Below are 20,017 nucleotides of genomic sequence, written 5' to 3'. Positions count from 1 at the left end.
CCAGAGGTCTTTCCGGATCGCTGAAAGCCCGCCCTAGCGCCGCCACACCTTATGCAACACCCCCGCTAGGATCAGCCCGCCACAAGACATGGCAAAGGCGATCCAATAGGTCCCCCCTCCCGCAACGGGATAGACCACCGCCGCCCCCGCCATGGCCAGCGCCACCAGAATGCCGCCGATGGCCGAGCTGAACATACCTTGCGCAGAGGCTGCCAATCGCTCCGGCACAGCAGCCGCGATGAACGCGATCCCCCCCAGATGCCCTGCGGCAAAGGTGAAGGCATGCAGGGCCTGGAGTAACCACAGTGACGCGCCCGAAGGGTCAAACGCCATGGCCCCCCATCGGACGATCCCCGCAACCGCGCTCAGCGCGATGGCTCCAACCGGACCCAGAATGCGGATCAGCGCGGCCCCAAAGACCAGCATCAACACGACCTCGACCGCTACAGCAAAGGCCCAGAGACCGCCGATAACCTCTTCACTGACGCCAAGCGCCGCCCAATGCAGCGAGCCGTAGGCGTAAAGCACCGCATGGCTCGATTGCGCGAGGCCAATCGCACCGATGAAGGCCATGAACTCCCGTCGGATCAGCATGCGCCCGACATCCGCCAATCGGGCCGGTTCGGCATCCCGCACCTTTCCGCCCCCCGGATGGACAATGGCGAGCCAGACTGTCAGCGCCAGGCAGATGACGATCCACCACTGCGCAACAACAACCCCCATCTGCCCGATCAACCAGCCGCAGGCCAGATTGGTTAAAACGAAGGCGAGTGACCCCATCGACCGAACCTGCGCGTAGGCAAAGCCCCCCTCCCGCGCCGCAGCCGTGCCCAGCGCATCTGCAATCGGAATAAGGCCCGCAAAGACAACTCCGGTCCCAAGGGTGGCGATCAAAAGGACGGCGCGGTCGGCCAGAAGGCCATGCACGGCAAAAGCAACCACGCCAAACCCTGCAACCCCGGCAAGGACCAGTCGCCGCTGCCCCAGCTTGTCGGCAAGCGCAGGCACGCCAAGCCCTGCCAACACCCGCACGATCATTCCGGCGGCGGTGAACGTACCAATCTCCGTCGCTGTGAGCCCCCATTTTTCCAACCAAAGCGGCCAGAACGGCAAGTGCGCGCCGAGTGCAGCAAACAGGGCCGCGTAGGTCGCAGCAGTCAGAATTCCAGCTTGGCTGAGGGCGGCAGGGCGCGGCATGGTTCGGCTCCGATCCGTTGAAACGCCTCCTACCACGACAAAATGCGACTGCCCATACGATCGATTGTGTCGCTACAGCCCCAAGGCGCTGAACGGCACATACTCCACCATCGTGCCCGGTGCGATGTCTTGCGCGACGTCGGGCAAAAGGCAAAACCCTTCGGCCCAGCTGAGCCCGGCAATGCGGCCGGACCCTTCCGAGGCGTAGACCTCCACCGCGCCGTTGCGCAGGCGGGCGCGCAACACCTCGCGCCGTCCGGGCTTCTTGCGTTTGGTGAACGCCGCAGGGTGGGATTGGACCGGCAGATCGGGCCAAGCAGCGCCTGCCATCACCTGCAGCGTCGGGCGGGCGAAAAGGGCCGCACAGGTAAATGCCGCGACCGGATTCCCGGGCAATCCAAAGACCGGCACGTCGCGCCACTGTGCCAGCGCAAGGGGACGACCCGGTTTGATGGCGATGCGCCACGTATGCAACGCCCCCGCCTCTCCCAACAGGGCCGACATGTGGTCCTCATCCCCAGCCGAGGCGCCGCCCGTCGACAGGATTGCATCGGCACCAGCCGCGCCCGCATCCAGCGCCGCGCGCACCGCGGCACGGTCATCAGGCGCGATGCCAAGGTCGACCGGCTCCATCCCCCAGCGCCGCACCATGTCGAGCAACATGGGCCTGTTAGCGTCCCGCATCTGACCATGTCCAAGCGGGCCGTCCGTGATCTCATCACCCGTCGACAGCACCGCCACGCGCAGTTTAGCGCGCACCGCAACGCTCGCGTGACCGGTCGCAGATAGCAGCGCCAGATCGGCGACAGTCAGACGACGTCCCGCTGGCAGAACCGGTGCCCCCGCCGCCACGTCCTCTCCAGCTTTGCGGATATTGGCGCCTGGGCGCGGATGCCCCTCAAGCCGGATGGTCTGACCTTCGCGCTGGACGTCCTCTTGCAAAATGACCGTATCCACACCGTCTGGGATTGCGGCCCCGGTCAGGATACGCAAAGCACGCCCCTTGGGCACGCAACCAGTATAAGGTGCGCCCGCCGCAGATCGTCCGTCCACCAAATCAATCGGCTTTCCCGGCAGCAAAGCCTCCGCCGCACCGCCATAGCCATCAACGGCCGAGTTGGGGAGTGGAGGGTGCGAAACCAACGCCACCACCTCACCTGCCAATATCCGACCGCCAGCAGCACTCACCGGAATCGTTTGGGCGGCAGTAACGGGACGCGCCGCAGCCCGCAGGCGGTCGAGCGCCACATCAACGGGTGTCCAGTCGACACCGGGCGGCAGCGCGAAGCAATCATCGCGCAGGCGGCTGCGCGTCTCGATCCGCGCGCCCTGCCCGTCCACGCCGAGGATCCATCCTTCCTGCAAAGCGGCCGCAGGCAAAACGTCCTGATCGAGCACTGTGTCCAGAACCCCCTCGACGCTCCAGCGAGAGAATTGTGCCGCGCATGTTTCAACCTCAATCCGGTCCCTCACGGTCCCCTCAGGCTCGGCTGCCAATCGTTGACGCACATCGTCCCGAAACAGCGAGGGGTAAATCTCTGCAAATACAACGCGTGCATCGGTCACCGGCTCAAATGGCCAGACCCGCACCTTATCACCCAGTGCGCGGCGCAGACGGTCAAGCGCGGCGATCCCCGTCAGGGACTGCGACCCGACTGACCCGGTATAGGCGATCTGCCAAACAGACTTGGCCTGTGGCACATGCTCTTCAATCAGCCGCCGTTCGGCCAATCCTTCGGGCACCGCGGAACGGGTCGGCAGCAATCCCGGATGGTTCTGTCCTTTTGGATGCCCCCAAAACGGACCATCTCCTGCAAAGTGCCCGTTCAGCTGCGCTGCCAACTCGAACCGGGTGTTCGAATTGTCCTCACGATCCTCCAAGCGGTCAGCGATGTAGGTCCACAATGCCAGTGGGTCGGAGTCGACCCCCAAGCCAACTGCAAATCCGGCCGGATAGCCAAAGGCGAAGTCAAATCCGACAAGAACACGACGCCCCGCCGCATGTTCCGCAGCAAGCAGTTCGGCGAGCGACGCCATAAGTGCGGACCGCGTGCGAAAGTACTGACCGCGCAGTGCGACACCGTCCCGGGCCACCGCCATCCAAAGCGCGTTCGCACTCTCCCGCTTTGGTGTGGGCGTGCTCGCCGCCGACCAGTCGATTGCGATGCAAGTGTCAAAGCTCATGCAAGCCCGACCTCTCCCAATATGAAATCCGCAACAACCCGCGCGTCACTCAGCGGCAGCAGCGGGCGGTCGAGCCCTTCGATCTTCGTATCACTGGCGACCGCGCGAATGGTGTCGTCACCCGGCGCGATCAGCTTCTGCCCGGTCTCCGCCCGATGCGCCTCGATCTTGGGGTGACGGTCGCGTTTGTACCCCTCGACCAACACCAGATCGACGGGCGAAAGTCGGACCAATAGGTCAGAAAGCTGAGGTTCCTCCGCTTGCCGCAATTCATGCATCAAGGCCCAGCGATTGCGGGAGGCGAGCAAAACCTCCTGCGCCCCGGCAACCCTGTGCCGATAGCTGTCCTTTCCCGGATGATCGACGTCAAAACTGTGATGGGCATGCTTGACGGTCGAGACGGTGAACCCACGCGCCGTGATGTCAGCGACGAGCCGTTCCATCAGCGTGGTCTTGCCCGAATTCTTCCAGCCGGTAACACCGTAGATCCTCATCGCGCGCGGGCCTTCTCCAAATCATCCGGCGTATTCACGTTGAAAAACGGATCATCCTCGCCGTCAAAGCTGACGCGGGCACATCCGTGCGGATCGGTCCACGCCACGACCTTGCGCGTACCAGCCGCGAGGGCCGCACGCAAATCGTCGCGCAGCCCGACTTGCCACAATCCAAAGGTCGGGTGGCGGTCAAAGCGATCTGATCCCGGACGCGGGGTCTCGGCCCGGGCCAGCGGTGTCCCTTCGGAAACGGCTGCAAAGCGCAGCGCCTGCACCAGATGAGTCGGGAAAAAGGGGGTGTCGCCCGCGACGGTTACAATTTGGGCAAAACCCTCGGACGCGGCCCAATCCATTCCGGCCAACACACCGGCCAAGGGCCCGTCGCGCGCATCATCCGCGTCAGGCACGACGGGCAGGCCAAAGCGCGCAAACCGTGCCGGATCGCCATTTGCATTCAGCGCAAGCGCCGCCACCTGCGGAGAAAGTCGTGCAATGATCTCCTCCAACAGGGGCTTGCCGCCAATCTCCAACAGGCACTTGTCACCGCCCCCCATCCGGGTGGCACGCCCCCCGGCCAGAATGACGCCCGCTATCGCGCGATCACTCCGCATCGCGACCTCCCTTACGGCCCGCGCGTTTTGGCTCGTCGCGGATTGCACGCGGATCGACATCGCGCACAAGGCGCTCTTCCCCCGCAAGGCACATGAACCGCTGGCCACGCATACGGCCAATCAGGGTCAGTCCCACATCGCGGGCGATCTCGACCCCCCAAGCTGTGAAGCCAGAGCGTGACGCGAGCACCGGAATGCCCATCAATGCCGTCTTGATCACCATTTCCGAGGTCAGTCGGCCCGTGGTGTAGAGCATCTTGCCCTGGGCGCTGACCCGCTCCATCCGCATCCAACCTGCGATTTTGTCGACGGCGTTGTGGCGGCCCACATCCTCCATGTAGACGAGAGGGCGGTCACCTTCACACAGGACGGTTCCATGGATCGCGCCCGCCTCCAGATAGAGGCTGGGCGTCGTGTTGATCTTGTGGGCGAGGGCGTAAAGATCGCTGGTACGCACTTCCGCATGGGGCAGTTGGACCTCTGCAACCCCCTCCATCACATCGCCAAAAACGGTCCCGACCGCACAGCCGGAGGTGCGTGTCTTACGTGCCAGTTTCTCCTCGTAGTCCGTCTCGCGCGCTGTGCGGACGACGACGGTCTCTAGTTCCTCATCGAAATCGACGCCCGTGATCTCATCACTGGGCAAGACCATCCCCTGATTGATCAGATAACCAACAGCCAGCCAGCGGGGATGGTCCCCGATTGTCATCGCCGTCACAATCTCCTGCCCGTTCAGCCAGATCGTCAACGGGCGCTCCTCAACCACGTTGATCTCGACCTCGGCCCCGGTGTGGTCTCGGCCCGTGATCGCACGGGTCAAGCCCGCGCCCGCCGGGCTTGGCGCAATCAGATAATCACTCATGCCGCCACCTCGTCCCGCCGGAACCGTCCGTCGCGCAGGAAATGGGCAACCTGCTCTGCCGCATGGCTCGACAAGGGCAGAACGCCATGCAGTGTCGTGGTCAAAAGCGCATCCGCATGATCAATTCCCAGGGCCGATTCCAAGGGCACCATTCCGTCGCTGGGCCCCTCGATGCCCCAGTAAGGACTGATCCGCTCCATCGGCGCGGCAGAGCCTGCGATAATGCCCAGATCGCGGGCGATATTGGGTGGCAATGCGTCCAGACCCAGATCAGCGGCCGCCAACCGCTCCATCACCGGGCCCATGATCTGGGGGACCATCGGCATATCCTTGAAGAACGCGGCCATCGGCGACCCTTTGTTGGGTGAGCCGAGCTGCACCACGCGCCCGAACCGTTCTGGCTCAGCCGCCTTGATGCGAAGCCCCAGAACTCCGCCAAGGGAATGACCGACGATGTGGCACCCGTCAGGTGCCTTCACCGCGATCTGTGCCAGCAGCTTTGCCTGCGCCTCGGCCATCGTGTCAGAGCGGGACGCATACCCCGCCGTGAAGGTCGTGAACCCTTCCCGCTCCAACCTCAAACCCATCAACGACATAGATCCCGGTCCCCGGCCAAGACCGTGAATCAGGCAGATCTTTTCCCCATTTCGATCGCGCATGCCGCCACCATTCGTTGCTCAGCCAGAGTAAACGCGCGCCATATGCAAATTGTCCACCGCCTGGCCGCGATTACAGACATGTTTCGAGGGATTCGAGATTGCCATCAACCGCAGCGCTCAGGTAAGTACCCAGCCAGTATTGGAAAGCCCCTCCGCAATGTCACAAAAATCGCCAAGTACCGCATTCACCGACGGTGTGAAGGAGGCGCTTCCATTCGTCTTTCTGGTTGTCCCCTTCGCCCTGCTTTTCGGGGTCGTGGCGACAGAAGCCGGCCTCAATCTTGTTGAGACGATGGGCATGACCGTTCTGGTCATCGCCGGGGCGGCACAGTTCACGGCGGTCGCACTTTGGGTCGAGAATGCGCCAACTCTCATCGTGATCCTGACCGCGCTTGCCGTAAACCTGCGCATGGCGCTCTATTCCGCTGCGATGGCAGTGCATTACGGTAAGGCGCCGATCTGGAAGCGTGCGTTGATCGCCTATCTATTGGTGGACCAGTCTTATGCGGCGGCAGCGCTGAAATTCGAGCGGGAACCCAATCTGACGTTGAGTGCCAAGCTCGCCTATTTCGCCGGCGTCATCACACCTATAGCGCCGCTTTGGTACCTGTTTTCCTATATCGGCGCGGTTGCGGGTTCGGCCATCCCGCCTGAATACGCCCTCGACTTCGCAGTTCCGATTACATTTATCGCGATGACGGCCCCGATGCTCCGCTCGCTCCCCCACCTGATTGCCGCGATTACCTCAGTGGTGTTCGCCCTGGCATTTGCCTGGGTGCCCTACTCGCTCGGCTTGATGATCGCTGCCGCAGTCGCGATGGGCGCGGGCGCCTTGACCGAGATCGTCTTGGAACGGCGCGGGAGGGTCATCCATGAGTAACGGACCCGAAATCTGGATCATCATCTGTGCATTGGGTGCCGGAACATTCCTGATCCGCTTCTCGTTTCTCGGGCTTATGCAGGGACGGACCTTCCCCGACTGGGCCATGCGTCTGTTGCGCTATGTGCCGGTTGCAGTATTGCCCGGCCTTGTCGCACCGCTGGTTGTCTGGCCGGACGCCACTGGGGGTGAGATGGATCCGGCGCGCATGGGGGCGGCCCTCGCAGCACTTCTACTGGGCGCTTTAACCCGCAACGTGCTTGGCGCGATGGCGGGCGGTATGATCGCACTCTACGTTTTGCTTTGGGCACTCTGACTAGCCGAGCGGCACCACATTCCCGTCTGCGACCGTCCTCAACGCAAAGCTCGAATGCATCTGCGCGACACCGGGCAGGCGAGACAGGTGCTGTCGGTGGATGCGCGCAAAATCGTCCGAATTCTCAGCGAGGATCTTGAGCAAGTAATCCGCGCTACCCGCCATCAGATGGCATTCCACCACGTCAGGAATGCGCGCGACACCAGCCTCAAACTGATCAAGCAGGTCCTGCGATTGCGCCTGCAACGTGATCTCGACAAAGACGATGGTGCCGCGCCCAACCGCGCGGGCATTCAACCGAACACCATAGCCCGAAATGACGCCCGCCATCTCCAGCTGACGCAGCCTTCGGTGGCATGCAGACGCGGACAAATGCGCCCGTTCCGCCAATGCCGCATTCGACATGCGACCATCCTCCTGCAAGGCACGCAGCAAACGGATATCTGTCGCATCAAGCTTCATATCGCATCAACCTTCGGAAATTTTGTTTGATCTTCGAATATTCTTCTAAAGAGAAGGCGAAACGGGGTGAACTTTGCAAGCACATTTCAAACCACCTCCCCCACGCTGATCCCAGTCAATAGGGAGGACCAGGGCCATGATCATCGGATGCCCGACAGAAATCAAAACTCGTGAATATCGCGTCGGCCTTACCCCGGCGGCTGTCACAGCGCTCTGCGACAGTGGTCACACGGTCAGGATCCAGCAGGGCGCAGGTCTCGGCGCTGGCTTCGCGGATGAGGATTACATCGCCGCCGGTGCATCGATCACCGACGTCGACAGTGTATTTGAGGCCGACATGATCGTGAAGGTCAAAGAGCCTCAGGCCGTTGAGCGCGCGCGCCTGCGCGAGGGGCAGCTTTTGTTCACCTATCTGCACCTTGCGCCGGATCCAGCCCAGACCGACGACCTGCTGGCGTCAGGCTGCACCGCCATCGCCTATGAAACCGTGACAGACCGGACAGGCGGCCTGCCCCTTCTCGCCCCGATGTCAGAGGTCGCAGGCCGTCTTGCCCCCCAGGTCGGCGCTTGGAGCCTGCAAAAAGCAAATGGAGGCCGCGGCGTCCTGATGGGCGGCGTGCCCGGCGTTGGCCCTGCTGAAGTGACCGTCATTGGCGGCGGCGTGGTGGGCACCCACGCGGCCCGCATCGCCGCCGGGATGGGCGCGCAGGTGACTGTCCTTGACCTCTCCCTGCCGCGCCTGCGCCAGTTGGATGACCAGTTCTCAAGCCAGTTCCGCACGCGCTATGCCAGCAAGGCCAATATTGCCGAGTTGATCGCAACCTCTGACATGGTCATCGGGGCCGTGCTGATCCCGGGTGCAGCCGCGCCCAAACTGGTGAGCCGTGCAGACCTTGCCACGATGAAGCCTGGCGCTGTGCTCGTCGACGTTGCGATCGATCAGGGCGGCTGCTTCGAAACGTCGAAGGCCACGACCCATGACGATCCAATCTATGAAGTGGACGGGATCGTGCATTACTGCGTGGCCAATATGCCTGGTGCGGTGGCCCGCACATCGACCATCGCATTGGGCAACGCAACGATGCCATTCGTACAGAAGCTGGCGAATCTGGGATGGCAGGCCGCGTGCCGCGCGGATGCCCATTTGGCCGAAGGGTTGAACATCCACGCCGGTCAGATCACCAATGAACCGGTTGCCCGCGCCCTGGGTCGTGACTGGGTCGCCCCGGCCGATTTGCTCGGCTAGGACACACTCTATCTGGAAAAGGTCCCGCCGGAGGCGTCTTCCGGCGGGAGCCTGGCTTACTTGGCCAGCAAGTCCCGAATTTGAACCAAAAGCTCTTCCTGGGTTGGGCCTGCCGGTGCTGCGGGCATGGCCTCCTCTTCCTTCTTGGCGGTCGCGTCCTTGATGCGGTTGACCTGACGGACCAGCATGAAGACGACGAAGGCGATGATCAGGAAGTTGATGCAGGCATTCAGGAACGAACCGTAGGCAAAGGCAGCAGCCCCCGCTTCCTGTGCCTCGGTCAGAGAGGCGTATTCTCCCTCACCAATGATGAAAAACAGATTGGTGAAATCGATCCCGCCCGTGAAGATGCCGACAATCGGATTGATCAGATCATTCACCATGGATTGAACAATCGCGGTGAAAGCGGCACCGATGATGATCCCCACCGCCATATCCATCACATTGCCCTTGGCAATGAACGTCTTGAATTCATTTAGCATGTTGCCCCCCGTTTCCCTCGGTTTATGCGTGCAAGTTGCGCGGTGAGACTGCGCCAGCGTTGCTGCATGCGTCAACAAAAACGGCCCGAGATCGATACAATCCTCCAATTTGGGAACAATCCGTTGCCGCGATCAGGCTGGAACGCGGATGGCTCAGCCCCTACCTGCATGACAACCGATGATAGGAGAGCCGTAATGTCCGCGCTGACAGACCACCCGATCAATACGCTGCGCCCGGCGCAGAACCCCGACCAGATCCAGCTTTACTCGTTTCCGACGCCAAACGGCATCAAGGTCGGCGCCATGCTGGAAGAGACGGGCCTGCCCTATGAGGCGCACACGATTTCGATCATGCGTGATGATCAGTTGACGCCGGAATATCTGGCCCTGAACCCCAATAACAAGATCCCCGCCCTGATCGACCCCAACGGTCCGAATGGCGAAATGGTTGAGATTTTCGAGTCCGGCGCGATCCTGATTTATCTTGCCGAAAAGTCCGGGAAGTTCCTTCCCGCAGACGGCGCTGCACGGGCCGAGGTTCTGACCTGGCTTATGTGGCAGATGGGCGGCCTCGGCCCGATGCTGGGCCAGTTCGGCCACTTCTACAAATTCGCGGCCGACAAGACATCCGACACCTATGCCAAGGACCGCTATACAGGTGAGGCCAGACGCCTTCTGGGCGTGCTGGACAAGCACCTTGTGGGCAAAGATTTCGTGGCAGCGGGCGAATACACGATTGCTGATTTGGCAATCTGGCCCTGGCTGAAAGTTATCGATTTCTATGGTGGTGAAGAGGTTCTGGGCCTTGGTGATTTTGCTGAAGTGCAGCGTTATCTCGCCCTGCACCTCAGCCGACCGGCCAGCCAGAAAGCGCTCAACATCCCCGATCGCAACGGATAACAGGATCGGCGCGGGTGGCAATCCAACCCGCGCCGATCATCCACCCTCAGGCGCGCATCTCGGCCGCAATCTTTTCCGCCATCATGATCGTGGGCGCATTGGTGTTGCCGCCGATCAGTGTCGGCATCAAAGACGCATCCACGACACGTAATCCGCCCACCCCGCGCACCCGACCGTGCGGATCGCAGGGCGCCGCGGAATCGGTGCCCATGCGGACCGTTCCAACCGGGTGATAGACCGTATCCCCACGATCCCGAATATGCTGCTCCAGCTCCGCATCACTGGTCACGCCCTCGGTATAGACCTCCTTGGTCTGGAAGCGTGAAATCGGCTCAGCCTCCATGATCCGGCGGGTCAGTTTGGTGCCGGCCAGCAATGTCGCCATGTCGTCTTCGTGGCTCAGAAAGCCCGGATCAATCGCCGGTGCTGCATGTGGATCTGCTGTCATCAGGTTGACGCTGCCCCGCGATTTGGGACGCAAAACGCACACATGGCAGGAATAGCCGTAACCCAGATGGAGCTTGCGCGCGTGATCATCCACAACGGATGGAACGAAGTGCAATTGCACATCGGGCCGCTCCAGATCCGCTCGCGTCTTGAGAAATGCGCCAGCCTCCGATCCCGGGCTCGCGATCAGCGATTTGCCATCCTTGCGCCATCGGAGCATGTCGCGCAGCACGATCTGAGTGCCCTTCATCCCCAGCCCAAGGCCGGTCGCGTCCGCCTGATCGGTTTTGTAGGCGAGGATGAAGTCGATATGGTCCTGAAGGTTCTGGCCGACCTCGGGCGCGTCATGCACGACCTCGATCCCCAGCCGCTGCAAATCCTTACCACGACCAATGCCAGAGAGCTGCAAAAGCTGGGGGCTGCCGAAGGCGCCTGCGCTCAAAATGACTTCCCGCCGGGCGCGGACCGTCTGGCTCTGCCGTTTGCGGCGATACTGAACACCGCGTGCAACACCCTGCTCCAGAATGATTTTTTCCGCCGCAGCGCCAGTAATGACTTTCAGGTTGGGGCGCGAGATGTTGGGATGCACATAAGCCGCCGCCGCAGAACACCGCTCCCCATTTCTGGCAGGATCGCGGAATTGCGTCACCTGCCACAGGCCCACCCCTTCCTGTTCGGCCCCATTGAAATCCGGGTTTGCCCGGTGCTGCAGGCTTTGCGCCGCAGCGACAAAGGCATGTGTGACCGCGCGCGGTTCCTGCTGTTCGCTGACCGCAAGCGGACCCTCCGCACCGTGCAGCGCGTCAGCGCCCCGAACATTGTTTTCGGCCTTTCGAAAATAGGGCAGAACATCGTCCCACCCCCAGCCTGCGGCCCCCTGATCCACCCAGTCATCATAGTCGCGTTGATGGCCGCGGATGTAGATCATCGCGTTGATCGCCGAAGAGCCACCAAGCGTTTTACCCCGAGGCTGATAACCCCGCCGTCCGTTCAAGCCGGGCTGTGGCACGGTTTCGTAAGCCCAGTTGTTGATCCGGCCATAGCCCGGAAGCATGGCGATCACCCCCGCGGGGGCACGCACAAGGATGCCGCGCCCGTCATTGCCAGCTTCCAGCAGGCAGACGGTGACGCCTGGATCCTCACTCAAGCGCGCGGCCATAACCGAACCGGCGGATCCTCCGCCGACAATCACATAGTCAAATTCCATCGTCCCTTCCCCTTTTTGGGAGGAAGGGTAAACGGGGCGTCAGCTCTCGGGCAATGCGCCGGTCATCAGATATTGCAGCATCTGCGCCGCCTGACGTGGCGTTTCACAGGTTGCATTGGCCGCCGCATCCACTTCTTTCAGTGCATGGGCATGTTCAGCATTGTGCATGACAATCAGCGGCTTACCCAACGCATGGGCATATCCCGCATCAAATGCGGCATTCCACTGCCGATATTTCTCACCAAAACGCACCACGACCAGATCGGCGGCCTCGATCGCGTTGCGGGTGCGGATCGCATTGAGCTTAGCCCCTTTGTGATCATGCCAGAACTTGTTGGGTTCTTCGCCCAGGATCGCAACGCCGCAATCGTCGGAGGCCGCGTGATCGGTCACAGGCGCGGTGAAGCTGACGGGGAGGCCCTCACAAGCCGCCGCAATCTCGTCACGCCAGTTGGTGTGAATCTCGCCTGAAAGGTAGACGGTCCAATGCATGGGTTAACTCCAGAATAGCTGTGCACAACCCGTACACAGGGCGTGCACCAGACGTGCACCGATCCGTCAGACGCACCAATTGGTTAACGTCTTCTTCTTGGGAGAAATATCCCCGCCGGAGGCGCAGGCAAGCCCAAGGCGGGGATTTGGGTATTTAGACCAATCCGAAGATCAGCCGCGCAGCACGCCCCCGGTCGCTTTCTCGACAGCCTTGATGATCTTGGCGGCGACGGCCTCGATCTGGTCATCGGTCAAGGTTGCGTCCTTGGGCTGCAGGCGCGCGGCGATGGCGAGGGATTTCTTACCCTCCTCCACTCTAGGGCCCTGATAGACATCGAAGAGCGAGACCGCTTCGATCAACTGTTTGTCGGCGCCCTTGGCCGCGCGCAGCAGCTTATCCGCCTCGACATCTGCATCGACGACGAAGGCGAAATCCCGCTCGACCGATTGCAGGTCGGACAGGGCCAATGGGGCGCGCGTCGCCGTTTTTGCCTTGGGGAACGGAATATTTGCAGGGAAGACCGTGAAGCCAACAACCGGACCTTTGAGATCGAGCGCCTCAACCACTTTTGGGTGAAGCTCCCCGAAAACGGCGAGCGGGTTCTTTGGACCCAGCCCGAGCACACCGGAGCGGCCCGGATGGAACCATGCAGGGGCAGTGCGCAGGGGCATCAAGCGCTCTACCGGCGCGCCAAGCGTGCTGAGCAGCGCCTCGGCATCCGCCTTCGCATCATAGAGATCGACCGGACGACGCGTGCCATGGGCGTTGCGCGGTGCAGTGTGGCCGACACGCAAACCCGTTGCGTGCAACGCGTCCTCTTCCGGCTCCCCACCCTCAAACGCCATGCCGACTTCGAAGAGGCCAAGATCCGCGATGCCGCGGGCCTGATTGCGGGTCGCGGCCTCCATCAAGCCGGGCAGCAGATCGGGGCGCATATGGCTCATCTCGGAACTGATCGGATTGGCCACTTCGGTTGCATCGCTGCCGCCACCGAAGAGGGCGGCACTTGATTGCTGGATGAAGCTGTAGGTCACGCATTCATTCAGGCCGAGCGCGGCCAGACTGCGCCGCGCGGTGGCTGTGCGCACCTGCATGGGGCTGAGCACCGGCTCTCCGATGCCAGCCTCTCGCGGCATCGGTTTGCCCTCAAGCTTGGTCAGAGAGGCGACCCGCGCCACCTCTTCCACCAGATCCGCCTCCCCGTGGACGTCGGGCCGCCAGGACGGAATGCCGACGGAAATCACGCCGCTCTCTGCAACCGGGGCCGTGCCTGCGACGGCGGCAAGGGTCGAAGTCACAATACCAGGCTGGGCACAGTCAAAGCCCAGTGCTTCCAGAATGCGAACTTGCTCGGTGCGCGGGATGTCCATGCCGACGAGGCTGATCACCCGTGCCGGGTCGAGGTCATAGCGCCGCGCGGTGTCCGGCACCTCGCCCGCTTTGGTCACCTCCGACGGCTCCCCCCCGCACAGGTCGAGCACCAGGCGGGTCGCAAGCTCAACACCGTCCGGCGTGAAGGCCGGATCAACTCCACGCTCGAAACGGTAGCGCGCATCCGAGTTGATCTTAAGCGCGCGACCGGTATGGGCGGTGCGCACCGGATCGAAATAGGCCGCCTCGATATAGACATTCACCGTCTCATCCGTGCAGCCGGACGCGGCCCCACCCATGATGCCGCCGATGGACTCCACGCCCTGTTCATCGGCGATGATCGTCATCTCTGGCGTCAGGGTGTATTCCTTGTCATCGAGGGCGGTGATCGTCTCACCTTCCTTGGCGAAGCGCACTGTCAGATCGCCGTGAACCTTGTCCGCATCGAAGACGTGGAGCGGACGTCCGCGGTCATAGGTGACGTAGTTGGTGATATCCACAAGGGTGGAGATCGGGCGCAGACCAATAGCGATCAAGCGCTGCTGCATCCATTTTGGGGACGGGCCGTTCTTCACGCCCCGCACATGACGACCGAAGAAGACCGGGCACGCCTTGTCCGCGACGTCAGCGGCCAGATGCGTCGTGATCGGGTTTGCGTACGCGCCCTCGACCAGCGGCACATCGCCAGATTTCAGGGTGCCCAGACCGCGTGCGGCCAGGTCGCGGGCAATGCCGCGCACACCCAGCGCATCAGGGCGGTTTGGTGTGATCGCGATCTCGATCATCGGATCGTTCAGCTCAGCAAAGTCGATATAGCGCTGACCGACCTCTGCCGCCTCGGGCAATTCGATGATGCCATCATGTTCATCCGACAGCTCAAGCTCCCGCTCGGAGGCCATCATGCCGTGGCTTTCAACACCGCGGATTTCGCCAACCTGAATGGTGGTGTCGATGCCGGGCACATAATCGCCGGGCTGAGCGACCACGACCTTGATGCCCGCGCGCGCGTTCGGTGCACCGCAAATGATCTGCTGCATGCCAGCGGCGGTTTCGACCATGCAGACGCGCAGACGATCGGCATTCGGGTGCTGCTCTGCCGATTTGACATAGCCGATGCGGAAGGTGCCCAGACGGTCGGCGGGGTTCACGACCTCCTCTACCTCAAGGCCGAGATCGGTCAGTGCCTCGACGATTTCATCGAGCGTTGCCTCAGTCTCCAGATGGTCTTTGAGCCAGTTCAGCGTGAATTTCATAGCGCCCGTGTCCCTTGCCGTTCGGACCTTCGTTTAGCGCAAGGGCGGGAGGTGTGAAAGGGTCAGCGGGCGAAATCCTCGACGACCTCGAACCGCTCCCATATCAGCTGCATTTCGGGGTGAAAGATCCCCTGCCGCTCGTAGTAGCGGCGATGGCCCGCGCGCCAGCTGTCGAGGCTGTCATCCTCCCCTTCGGCCAGCGCCATCTCTGCCGTCATGTCGCAGAAGCGAAGCTCGCGCAGTTCGGCGGTGCGGGTGACGACGGCAGGTGTTCCATCGGGGGCCATGCAGATATCGCACCGGCCCAGCATGGGCAGCGCCTCCCGCCCCTCTTCCACATCGATCATGGCGGTGCATGTGGCCCGCTTCACCCCGGCGCGTACGAGGGCCAGCAATTCAGCCGTGAGCGCATCATTGTCACCCATGCGATAGGGTTGGGCACCGGGATATTTTTTTTGCAGCGCTTCAACGTTCATCGGCAGCCCTTTTCGCCCGCTTTCGCATCCAGAAATAGAGCGCCGGAAGCGCGATCAGACCCCAGATGGAGGCATTAACGAGGGTAAGGCGCAACGCCGTCTCAAACGGCATCCGGTCGGAGGTCAGCATCGCGATATGCGCCCCGACAACAAGCAGGGCGAGCGCGACGAAATAGAGGCGGCGTTTCGACATGATCAAAATCTAGGGCAATTGGCCAGATCTGAACATGGGGCATGCGGTCCCGGCGTGCGGGCCGGGTTTTCGGCTTGATCAGACGCCAGCAGATACGCTGGGCGGGGTCAGGGCGGAGAAGCCGTAGTGACGCAGCCAGCGCAGGTCGCTGTCGAAAAAGGCGCGCAAGTCGGGGATGCCGTATTTCAGCATCGCCATGCGATCGATGCCCATGCCGAAGGCAAAGCCCTGATATTGCGTCGGGTCGATCTTGCCAGCTTCCAGCACTTTCGGATGGACCATGCCTGAGCCGAGCACTTCGAGCCAATCGTTGCCCTCTCCGACTTTCACCTGACCATTTTCCCAGCTGCACTGGATATCGACTTCCGCCGACGGCTCTGTGAAGGGGAAGTGTGAGGCGCGGAAGCGGGTCTTCACATCCTTGCCAAAGAAGGCGGAGAAGAAGGTCTCAAGCGTCCATTTGAGGTTGGCCATGGAGATGTCGCGGCCCAGGGCCAGCCCCTCAACCTGATGGAACATCGGAGTATGGGTCTGGTCGTAATCCGCCCGGTAAACCCGGCCCGGTGCAATGATGCGGCAGGGCGCGCCATGGGCCTGCATGTGCCGGATCTGCACGGGGGAGGTGTGGGTGCGCAGGACGTGAGGTGGGCGGTTATCACCTTCGGCACGCTTCATATAGAACGTGTCCATCTCGGCGCGGGCCGGGTGATGCGACGGGATGTTAAGCGCATCGAAGTTCAGCCAATCGCTTTCGATCTGCGGCCCTTCCGCGACGGAGTAACCAAGATCGGCAAAGAGGGCGATGACCTCTTCCGTGACCTGACTGACCGGGTGGATTGTCCCTTGCTGCCCTGGGCGGGAGGGGGCGGATATGTCCATCCATTCGGTGCGCAGACGCTCTTCAAGTGCGGCATCGGCCAAGGCGGTCTTGCGGGCGACAAGGGCGGAGTTCAGCTCGTTCTTCAGGGCATTCAGCGCTGGACCGGCGACCTGACGCTCTTCGGGCGTCATCTTGCCCAGTTCACGCATTTTCAGGCTGACCTCGCCCTTCTTTCCGAGGGCTGCGACCCGTGCGTCCTCAAGCGTGGACTCATCCTTGGCATCCGCAATCCGGGTGAGCCAGGTGCTGCGCAGGTTGTCGATGTCACTCATGGGTTGCCCTCATCCGCTGTTGGGCAAGGCATTACCACACGGGGTGGCGTGTGCAAGCAATCAGGCGGCTGTTGCACGTGCCAGACCGTCAATCACAGCTGTGAACGCATTGGCACGGTGCTGGATGGCGCGGGGGCAAATGCTGGCGCAGACCTCCTCAACCAGTGTCATCAGGCTGGACCCACCGACGAGGACGACGCTGTCTATCGTTTCGCCCTCCACCCCGGCGAGGGTCAATGTGTGGGACATCGCGGCCGCCAGTTCGGTGCGGTTGGTGTGGAGCACCGCATCAAGCTCTGCCCGGGAGAGGGGGGCGGCAAGACCCAGTTCGATGAAATTCATACGAATGGCGCCCTGCCCTTCGGGCGCGTTGGCGTCAATCTTTCCGCGCTCAACCGCAAAGGCCAGTTCGTGGCCGAGCTCATGTTCCAGAACCTCGGCAAAGCGGGTGATGCGCTCTGGCTGTTCGGCCACTTTCAGCATGTCGGCCACCATGCGCCGCATTTCGGGCGTGTAGAGAAAAGGGATCTTGGGCCAGGTCGCCAGATCCACGAACGGCGCGTGCGGCACGGGCAGCAGTCCCTGCCCCATCACGCGGCGCAACTGCCCACCCAAGCCCAGAAGCGGCATCGCATGGGCGATGGAGACAGCACGGTCGAAATCCGTACCACCCAATCGGATACCGTGGCTGGCGAGGATTTCTGGACCGTCCGCCTGAGTTCGAAAGATCGAAAAATCAGATGTACCGCCACCGATATCCACGATGATCCCCAACGCGCCGGGGGCAGACATGCCATGCGCGGCAAGTACGGCGGCCTCTGGCTCTGGCAAGAAATCCACATGGTCAAACCCCGCCGCGTGATAGCAGCCCCGCAGATCCGCTTCGGCCTGTGCGTCCTTGGCCGGATCGGATGTGTGGAAATGGACCGGACGCCCCGAAAGCGCACGGGTGAACGTCTGACCGGTTTCAGCCTCCGCCCTGCGCCGCATCTGGATGAGAAAGGCGGTGATGACATCTGCAAGGGTCTGACGCCTGCCGCCCAGCATCCGGCTTTCGTGCAGAAGCGGCAGGCCGAGAACGCTTTTGAGCGCACGCATGTATCGCCCCTCCTCCCCATCGATCAGCGCGGTGGAGGCGGCAGCGCCGATGCGCATCGGCTGACCGGTCGGAAAGAAAACTGCGGTGGGCAACGTCTCCGCATCGCCCTCGATGGGCAGATAGCGAACACGACCTCCATCAAAAATCGCCGCCGCAGAGTTTGAGGTTCCAAAGTCGATGGCAAGGGTTTGAGATGGCATCGGAACCTCCTTTAATGGCGAAGGTCGGAGCGTTTATGGGAGAACGGCAGATAGGGCAAGGCCCGTCTGTGCCGCCTTCACGAAAGACGCAAGACTGCCGAGATTGGGAGAGTTTGAAATGATCACAACCGACTATTGCCGCGTGATGGCCCGCTACACCTGTTGGCAAAACCGCTCCCTTGTCAGTGCAGCGGACAGTCTAGACCATTCAGCGAGATGGGCTGAACGGGGGGCGTTTTTCGGCTCCATCGCGCGAACGTTCAACCACCTGCTTTGGGACGATGCACTATGGCTTGCGCGGTTCGCGGGGGATGAACGGCCCGAAGACCATATTGAACCTCTGCTCGACGCCCCGCGCGATTGGGAGACGTTCAAAGCAGTGCGTCACGCGCGCGACCGGGAGATTGAGACTTGGGCCGTCAATCTGAATGAGGGCGATCTGACGGGCGAGGTCGGCTGGTATCCCGCAGGTGGAGTGGAACGGATCGCAAAGGACCGCGCACTTTGCATCGTGCATTTCTTCAACCATCAGACCCATCATCGCGGGCAGATCCACGCAATGCTGACGGCAGCAGGTGCCGTGCCCGATGTGACAGACCTGCCGATGCTGGAACGGGCTGGCTGAAACGCAAAAAGCCCCGTCAATCAGACGGGGCCTTTGAATTCAAATGCGATCCGGCTCAAGCGGCCAAAGCCGCTTTCGCGGAAGGCTCACGCGGCCAAAGCCGCTTTCGCTTGATCAACGATGGCGTTGAATGCGGCAGGCTCGTTCACGGCAAGATCGGCGAGAACCTTACGGTCCACTTCGATGCCAGCCAGGTTCAGGCCGTTGATGAAGCGGCTATAGGTCAGCGCCTCGTCATGGGCACGGACGCCTGCGTTGATCCGCTGGATCCAGAGCGCGCGGAAATTCCGCTTGCGCGCCTTACGGTCGCGGGTCGCGTATTGCTGCGCCTTGTCGACGGCCTGCGTTGCCGTGCGGAAGAGCTTGCGGCGTGCGCCGTAATAGCCTTTCGCCTGATCAAGGACTTTCTTGTGACGACGGTGTGTGACGGTGCCGGTCTTTACGCGAGACATATCAAGGTCCTCCGATCAGCGGTTGTAGGGCATGTAGGTCTTGACGATATTCTCGTCAGCCTTGCACAGGATCGTCGTCCCGCGCGCGTCGCGGATGAACTTGCGCGTACGCTTGATCATACCGTGGCGCTTGCCTGCCTGACCGGCCTTGATGCGACCGGATGCGGTCACCTTGAAGCGCTTCTTGGCGCTCGACTTCGTCTTCATCTTGGGCATTTCGATCTCCTCAAACTTGAGTGGTCGTAATCGCGCGACTCGGCAGCCCTTTCGCCGGACACGCGGGGATTAGAGCGCGCCTTGTAGGCCGGACCTTCAGGGAAGGCAAGAGGGAGAGGACGGTCTGTGGAGGGGTATTTGCATATAGACAAAGCATCAGGTCGAACGACCCTGCACCCACCCTAAAAGACCCGCGCCCAAACTTCGATGAAGCGGATCATGACATTGGAAAAGGTTGCGGCAAGCGGGGTCGCAAACTCAATCCAGAGGCCCATGCCGAGGGCGGTGGCGCACCAAAACGCGGCGCGCCACACTCTCATACGATTGGCTGCACTTTGCAGGGCCCGGCCAACGGCGATGATGCTGGCCAGCCCATATGTTGCGATGAGCCAATCGAGTCCTGTCACCCTTGTTCGCCTTCGTAGATGAGTTTTTCCTGGCAGGGGGCGACGCGGAGGATGTTGGTGGTGCCTGGTGTGTTGAAGGGGACGCCTGCGGTGACGATGATTTTGTCGTCCTCGGTGGCAAAGCCCTCGCCCA

24 protein-coding genes are annotated in these 20,017 nt (G+C 61.9%); 5 read left to right on the top strand and 19 right to left on the bottom strand.

All coding sequences use genetic code 11. The features are described from left to right. Positions 1-33: 33 nt before the first annotated feature. The 6 genes from POI8812_RS05375 to POI8812_RS05350 all read right to left on the bottom strand — a co-directional run bounded on the left by POI8812_RS05375 (position 34) and on the right by POI8812_RS05350 (position 5,944). A complete protein-coding gene (locus POI8812_RS05375; protein ID WP_108781551.1) occupies positions 34-1,197 on the bottom strand; it encodes an MFS transporter in 1,164 nt (387 codons plus the stop codon). Positions 1,198-1,269: 72 nt separating this feature from the next. Further along, positions 1,270-3,381 (bottom strand): molybdopterin-binding protein, encoded by a 2,112-nt coding sequence (locus tag POI8812_RS05370; protein WP_108781550.1) that lies wholly within the window; start codon positions 3,379-3,381, stop codon positions 1,270-1,272. Further along, positions 3,378-3,875 (bottom strand): molybdopterin-guanine dinucleotide biosynthesis protein B, encoded by a 498-nt coding sequence (mobB, locus tag POI8812_RS05365; RefSeq protein WP_108781549.1) that lies wholly within the window; start codon positions 3,873-3,875, stop codon positions 3,378-3,380. The genes POI8812_RS05370 and mobB overlap by 4 nt, the downstream gene beginning before the upstream one ends. Beyond that, the gene (mobA, locus tag POI8812_RS05360) at positions 3,872-4,486 is read right to left on the bottom strand and encodes a molybdenum cofactor guanylyltransferase MobA (protein WP_108781548.1); all 615 of its coding nucleotides are present in this window, start codon (positions 4,484-4,486) and stop codon (positions 3,872-3,874) included. Before mobA ends, mobB begins: the two co-directional genes overlap by 4 nt. After that, complete coding sequence (gene fdhD / locus POI8812_RS05355) at positions 4,476-5,348, bottom strand: formate dehydrogenase accessory sulfurtransferase FdhD (protein ID WP_108781547.1); 873 nt, start codon at positions 5,346-5,348, stop codon at positions 4,476-4,478. Before fdhD ends, mobA begins: the two co-directional genes overlap by 11 nt. After that, positions 5,345-5,944 carry a lipase family protein gene (locus POI8812_RS05350; protein ID WP_146186124.1) on the bottom strand — a complete coding sequence of 200 codons (600 nt, stop codon included), beginning with the start codon at positions 5,942-5,944 and terminating at the stop codon, positions 5,345-5,347. Before POI8812_RS05350 ends, fdhD begins: the two co-directional genes overlap by 4 nt. 220 nt (positions 5,945-6,164) lie before the next feature. On the opposite strand from POI8812_RS05350, the gene POI8812_RS05345 reads away from it, so the two are divergent. Continuing rightward, complete coding sequence (locus POI8812_RS05345) at positions 6,165-6,887, top strand: AzlC family ABC transporter permease (RefSeq protein WP_108781545.1); 723 nt, start codon at positions 6,165-6,167, stop codon at positions 6,885-6,887. Next, positions 6,880-7,203, top strand: a complete 324-nt coding sequence (locus POI8812_RS05340) for an AzlD domain-containing protein (RefSeq protein WP_108781544.1) — start codon at positions 6,880-6,882, stop codon at positions 7,201-7,203. Before POI8812_RS05345 ends, POI8812_RS05340 begins: the two co-directional genes overlap by 8 nt. On the opposite strand, the gene POI8812_RS05335 is transcribed toward POI8812_RS05340, so the two are convergent. Then, positions 7,204-7,665, bottom strand: a complete 462-nt coding sequence (locus POI8812_RS05335; RefSeq protein WP_108781543.1) for an Lrp/AsnC family transcriptional regulator — start codon at positions 7,663-7,665, stop codon at positions 7,204-7,206. Positions 7,666-7,801: 136 nt separating this feature from the next. Here POI8812_RS05335 and ald point away from each other — a divergent pair, with 136 nt between their 5' ends. Next, entirely contained in the window at positions 7,802-8,911 is a 1,110-nt protein-coding gene (gene ald / locus POI8812_RS05330) for an alanine dehydrogenase (protein ID WP_108781542.1), read from the top strand. 56 nt (positions 8,912-8,967) lie between these two features. Here the strand turns inward: ald and mscL are convergent, their stop codons facing one another. Next, positions 8,968-9,393: a large conductance mechanosensitive channel protein MscL gene (gene mscL, locus POI8812_RS05325; RefSeq protein WP_108781541.1), complete on the bottom strand. Its 426-nt coding sequence runs from the start codon at positions 9,391-9,393 to the stop codon at positions 8,968-8,970. 195 nt (positions 9,394-9,588) lie between these two features. On the opposite strand from mscL, the gene POI8812_RS05320 reads away from it, so the two are divergent. Continuing rightward, positions 9,589-10,293 carry a glutathione S-transferase N-terminal domain-containing protein gene (locus POI8812_RS05320; RefSeq protein WP_211310395.1) on the top strand — a complete coding sequence of 235 codons (705 nt, stop codon included), beginning with the start codon at positions 9,589-9,591 and terminating at the stop codon, positions 10,291-10,293. Positions 10,294-10,339: 46 nt separating this feature from the next. Here POI8812_RS05320 and POI8812_RS05315 read toward each other — a convergent pair whose 3' ends face one another. From POI8812_RS05315 to POI8812_RS05285, 7 genes are all read right to left on the bottom strand, one after another. Next, positions 10,340-11,947, bottom strand: coding sequence for a GMC family oxidoreductase (locus POI8812_RS05315; protein WP_108781539.1), 1,608 nt, complete (start codon positions 11,945-11,947; stop codon positions 10,340-10,342). Positions 11,948-11,986: 39 nt separating this feature from the next. After that, positions 11,987-12,439: a YtoQ family protein gene (locus POI8812_RS05310; RefSeq protein WP_108781538.1), complete on the bottom strand. Its 453-nt coding sequence runs from the start codon at positions 12,437-12,439 to the stop codon at positions 11,987-11,989. A 171-nt stretch (positions 12,440-12,610) separates the two neighbouring features. Beyond that, on the bottom strand, positions 12,611-15,064 hold the full coding sequence (pheT, locus tag POI8812_RS05305) for a phenylalanine--tRNA ligase subunit beta (RefSeq protein ID WP_108781537.1): 2,454 nt from the start codon (positions 15,062-15,064) through the stop codon (positions 12,611-12,613). A 62-nt stretch (positions 15,065-15,126) separates the two neighbouring features. Then, positions 15,127-15,540, bottom strand: a complete 414-nt coding sequence (locus POI8812_RS05300; RefSeq protein WP_108781536.1) for an ASCH domain-containing protein — start codon at positions 15,538-15,540, stop codon at positions 15,127-15,129. Further along, a complete protein-coding gene (locus POI8812_RS05295; protein ID WP_108781535.1) occupies positions 15,530-15,733 on the bottom strand; it encodes a phenylalanyl-tRNA synthetase subunit beta in 204 nt (67 codons plus the stop codon). Before POI8812_RS05295 ends, POI8812_RS05300 begins: the two co-directional genes overlap by 11 nt. A gap of 78 nt (positions 15,734-15,811) precedes the next feature. Then, positions 15,812-16,885 (bottom strand): phenylalanine--tRNA ligase subunit alpha, encoded by a 1,074-nt coding sequence (pheS, locus tag POI8812_RS05290; RefSeq protein WP_370739573.1) that lies wholly within the window; start codon positions 16,883-16,885, stop codon positions 15,812-15,814. Positions 16,886-16,945: 60 nt separating this feature from the next. Beyond that, positions 16,946-18,184, bottom strand: a complete 1,239-nt coding sequence (locus tag POI8812_RS05285) for an Hsp70 family protein (RefSeq protein WP_108781534.1) — start codon at positions 18,182-18,184, stop codon at positions 16,946-16,948. A 118-nt stretch (positions 18,185-18,302) separates the two neighbouring features. Here POI8812_RS05285 and POI8812_RS05280 point away from each other — a divergent pair, with 118 nt between their 5' ends. Continuing rightward, positions 18,303-18,809, top strand: a complete 507-nt coding sequence (locus tag POI8812_RS05280) for a DinB family protein (protein WP_108781533.1) — start codon at positions 18,303-18,305, stop codon at positions 18,807-18,809. Positions 18,810-18,895: 86 nt separating this feature from the next. Here the strand turns inward: POI8812_RS05280 and rplT are convergent, their stop codons facing one another. The 4 genes from rplT to POI8812_RS17920 all read right to left on the bottom strand — a co-directional run. After that, a complete protein-coding gene (gene rplT / locus POI8812_RS05275; protein ID WP_108781532.1) occupies positions 18,896-19,261 on the bottom strand; it encodes a 50S ribosomal protein L20 in 366 nt (121 codons plus the stop codon). Between the two features lie 15 nt (positions 19,262-19,276). Next, positions 19,277-19,477: a 50S ribosomal protein L35 gene (gene rpmI / locus POI8812_RS05270; protein ID WP_108781531.1), complete on the bottom strand. Its 201-nt coding sequence runs from the start codon at positions 19,475-19,477 to the stop codon at positions 19,277-19,279. A gap of 182 nt (positions 19,478-19,659) precedes the next feature. Next, complete coding sequence (locus POI8812_RS05265) at positions 19,660-19,884, bottom strand: hypothetical protein (protein ID WP_108781530.1); 225 nt, start codon at positions 19,882-19,884, stop codon at positions 19,660-19,662. After that, positions 19,881-20,017, bottom strand: a 137-nt coding sequence (locus POI8812_RS17920) for a pyruvate kinase alpha/beta domain-containing protein (RefSeq protein ID WP_181377187.1), incomplete at its 5' end; no start/stop codon positions are given. The genes POI8812_RS17920 and POI8812_RS05265, both read right to left, overlap by 4 nt.

It is taken from the genome of Pontivivens insulae (assembly GCF_900302495.1).
Taxonomy (GTDB): domain Bacteria; phylum Pseudomonadota; class Alphaproteobacteria; order Rhodobacterales; family Rhodobacteraceae; genus Pontivivens; species Pontivivens insulae.
This window is presented reverse-complemented; position numbering and strand designations above follow the sequence as displayed.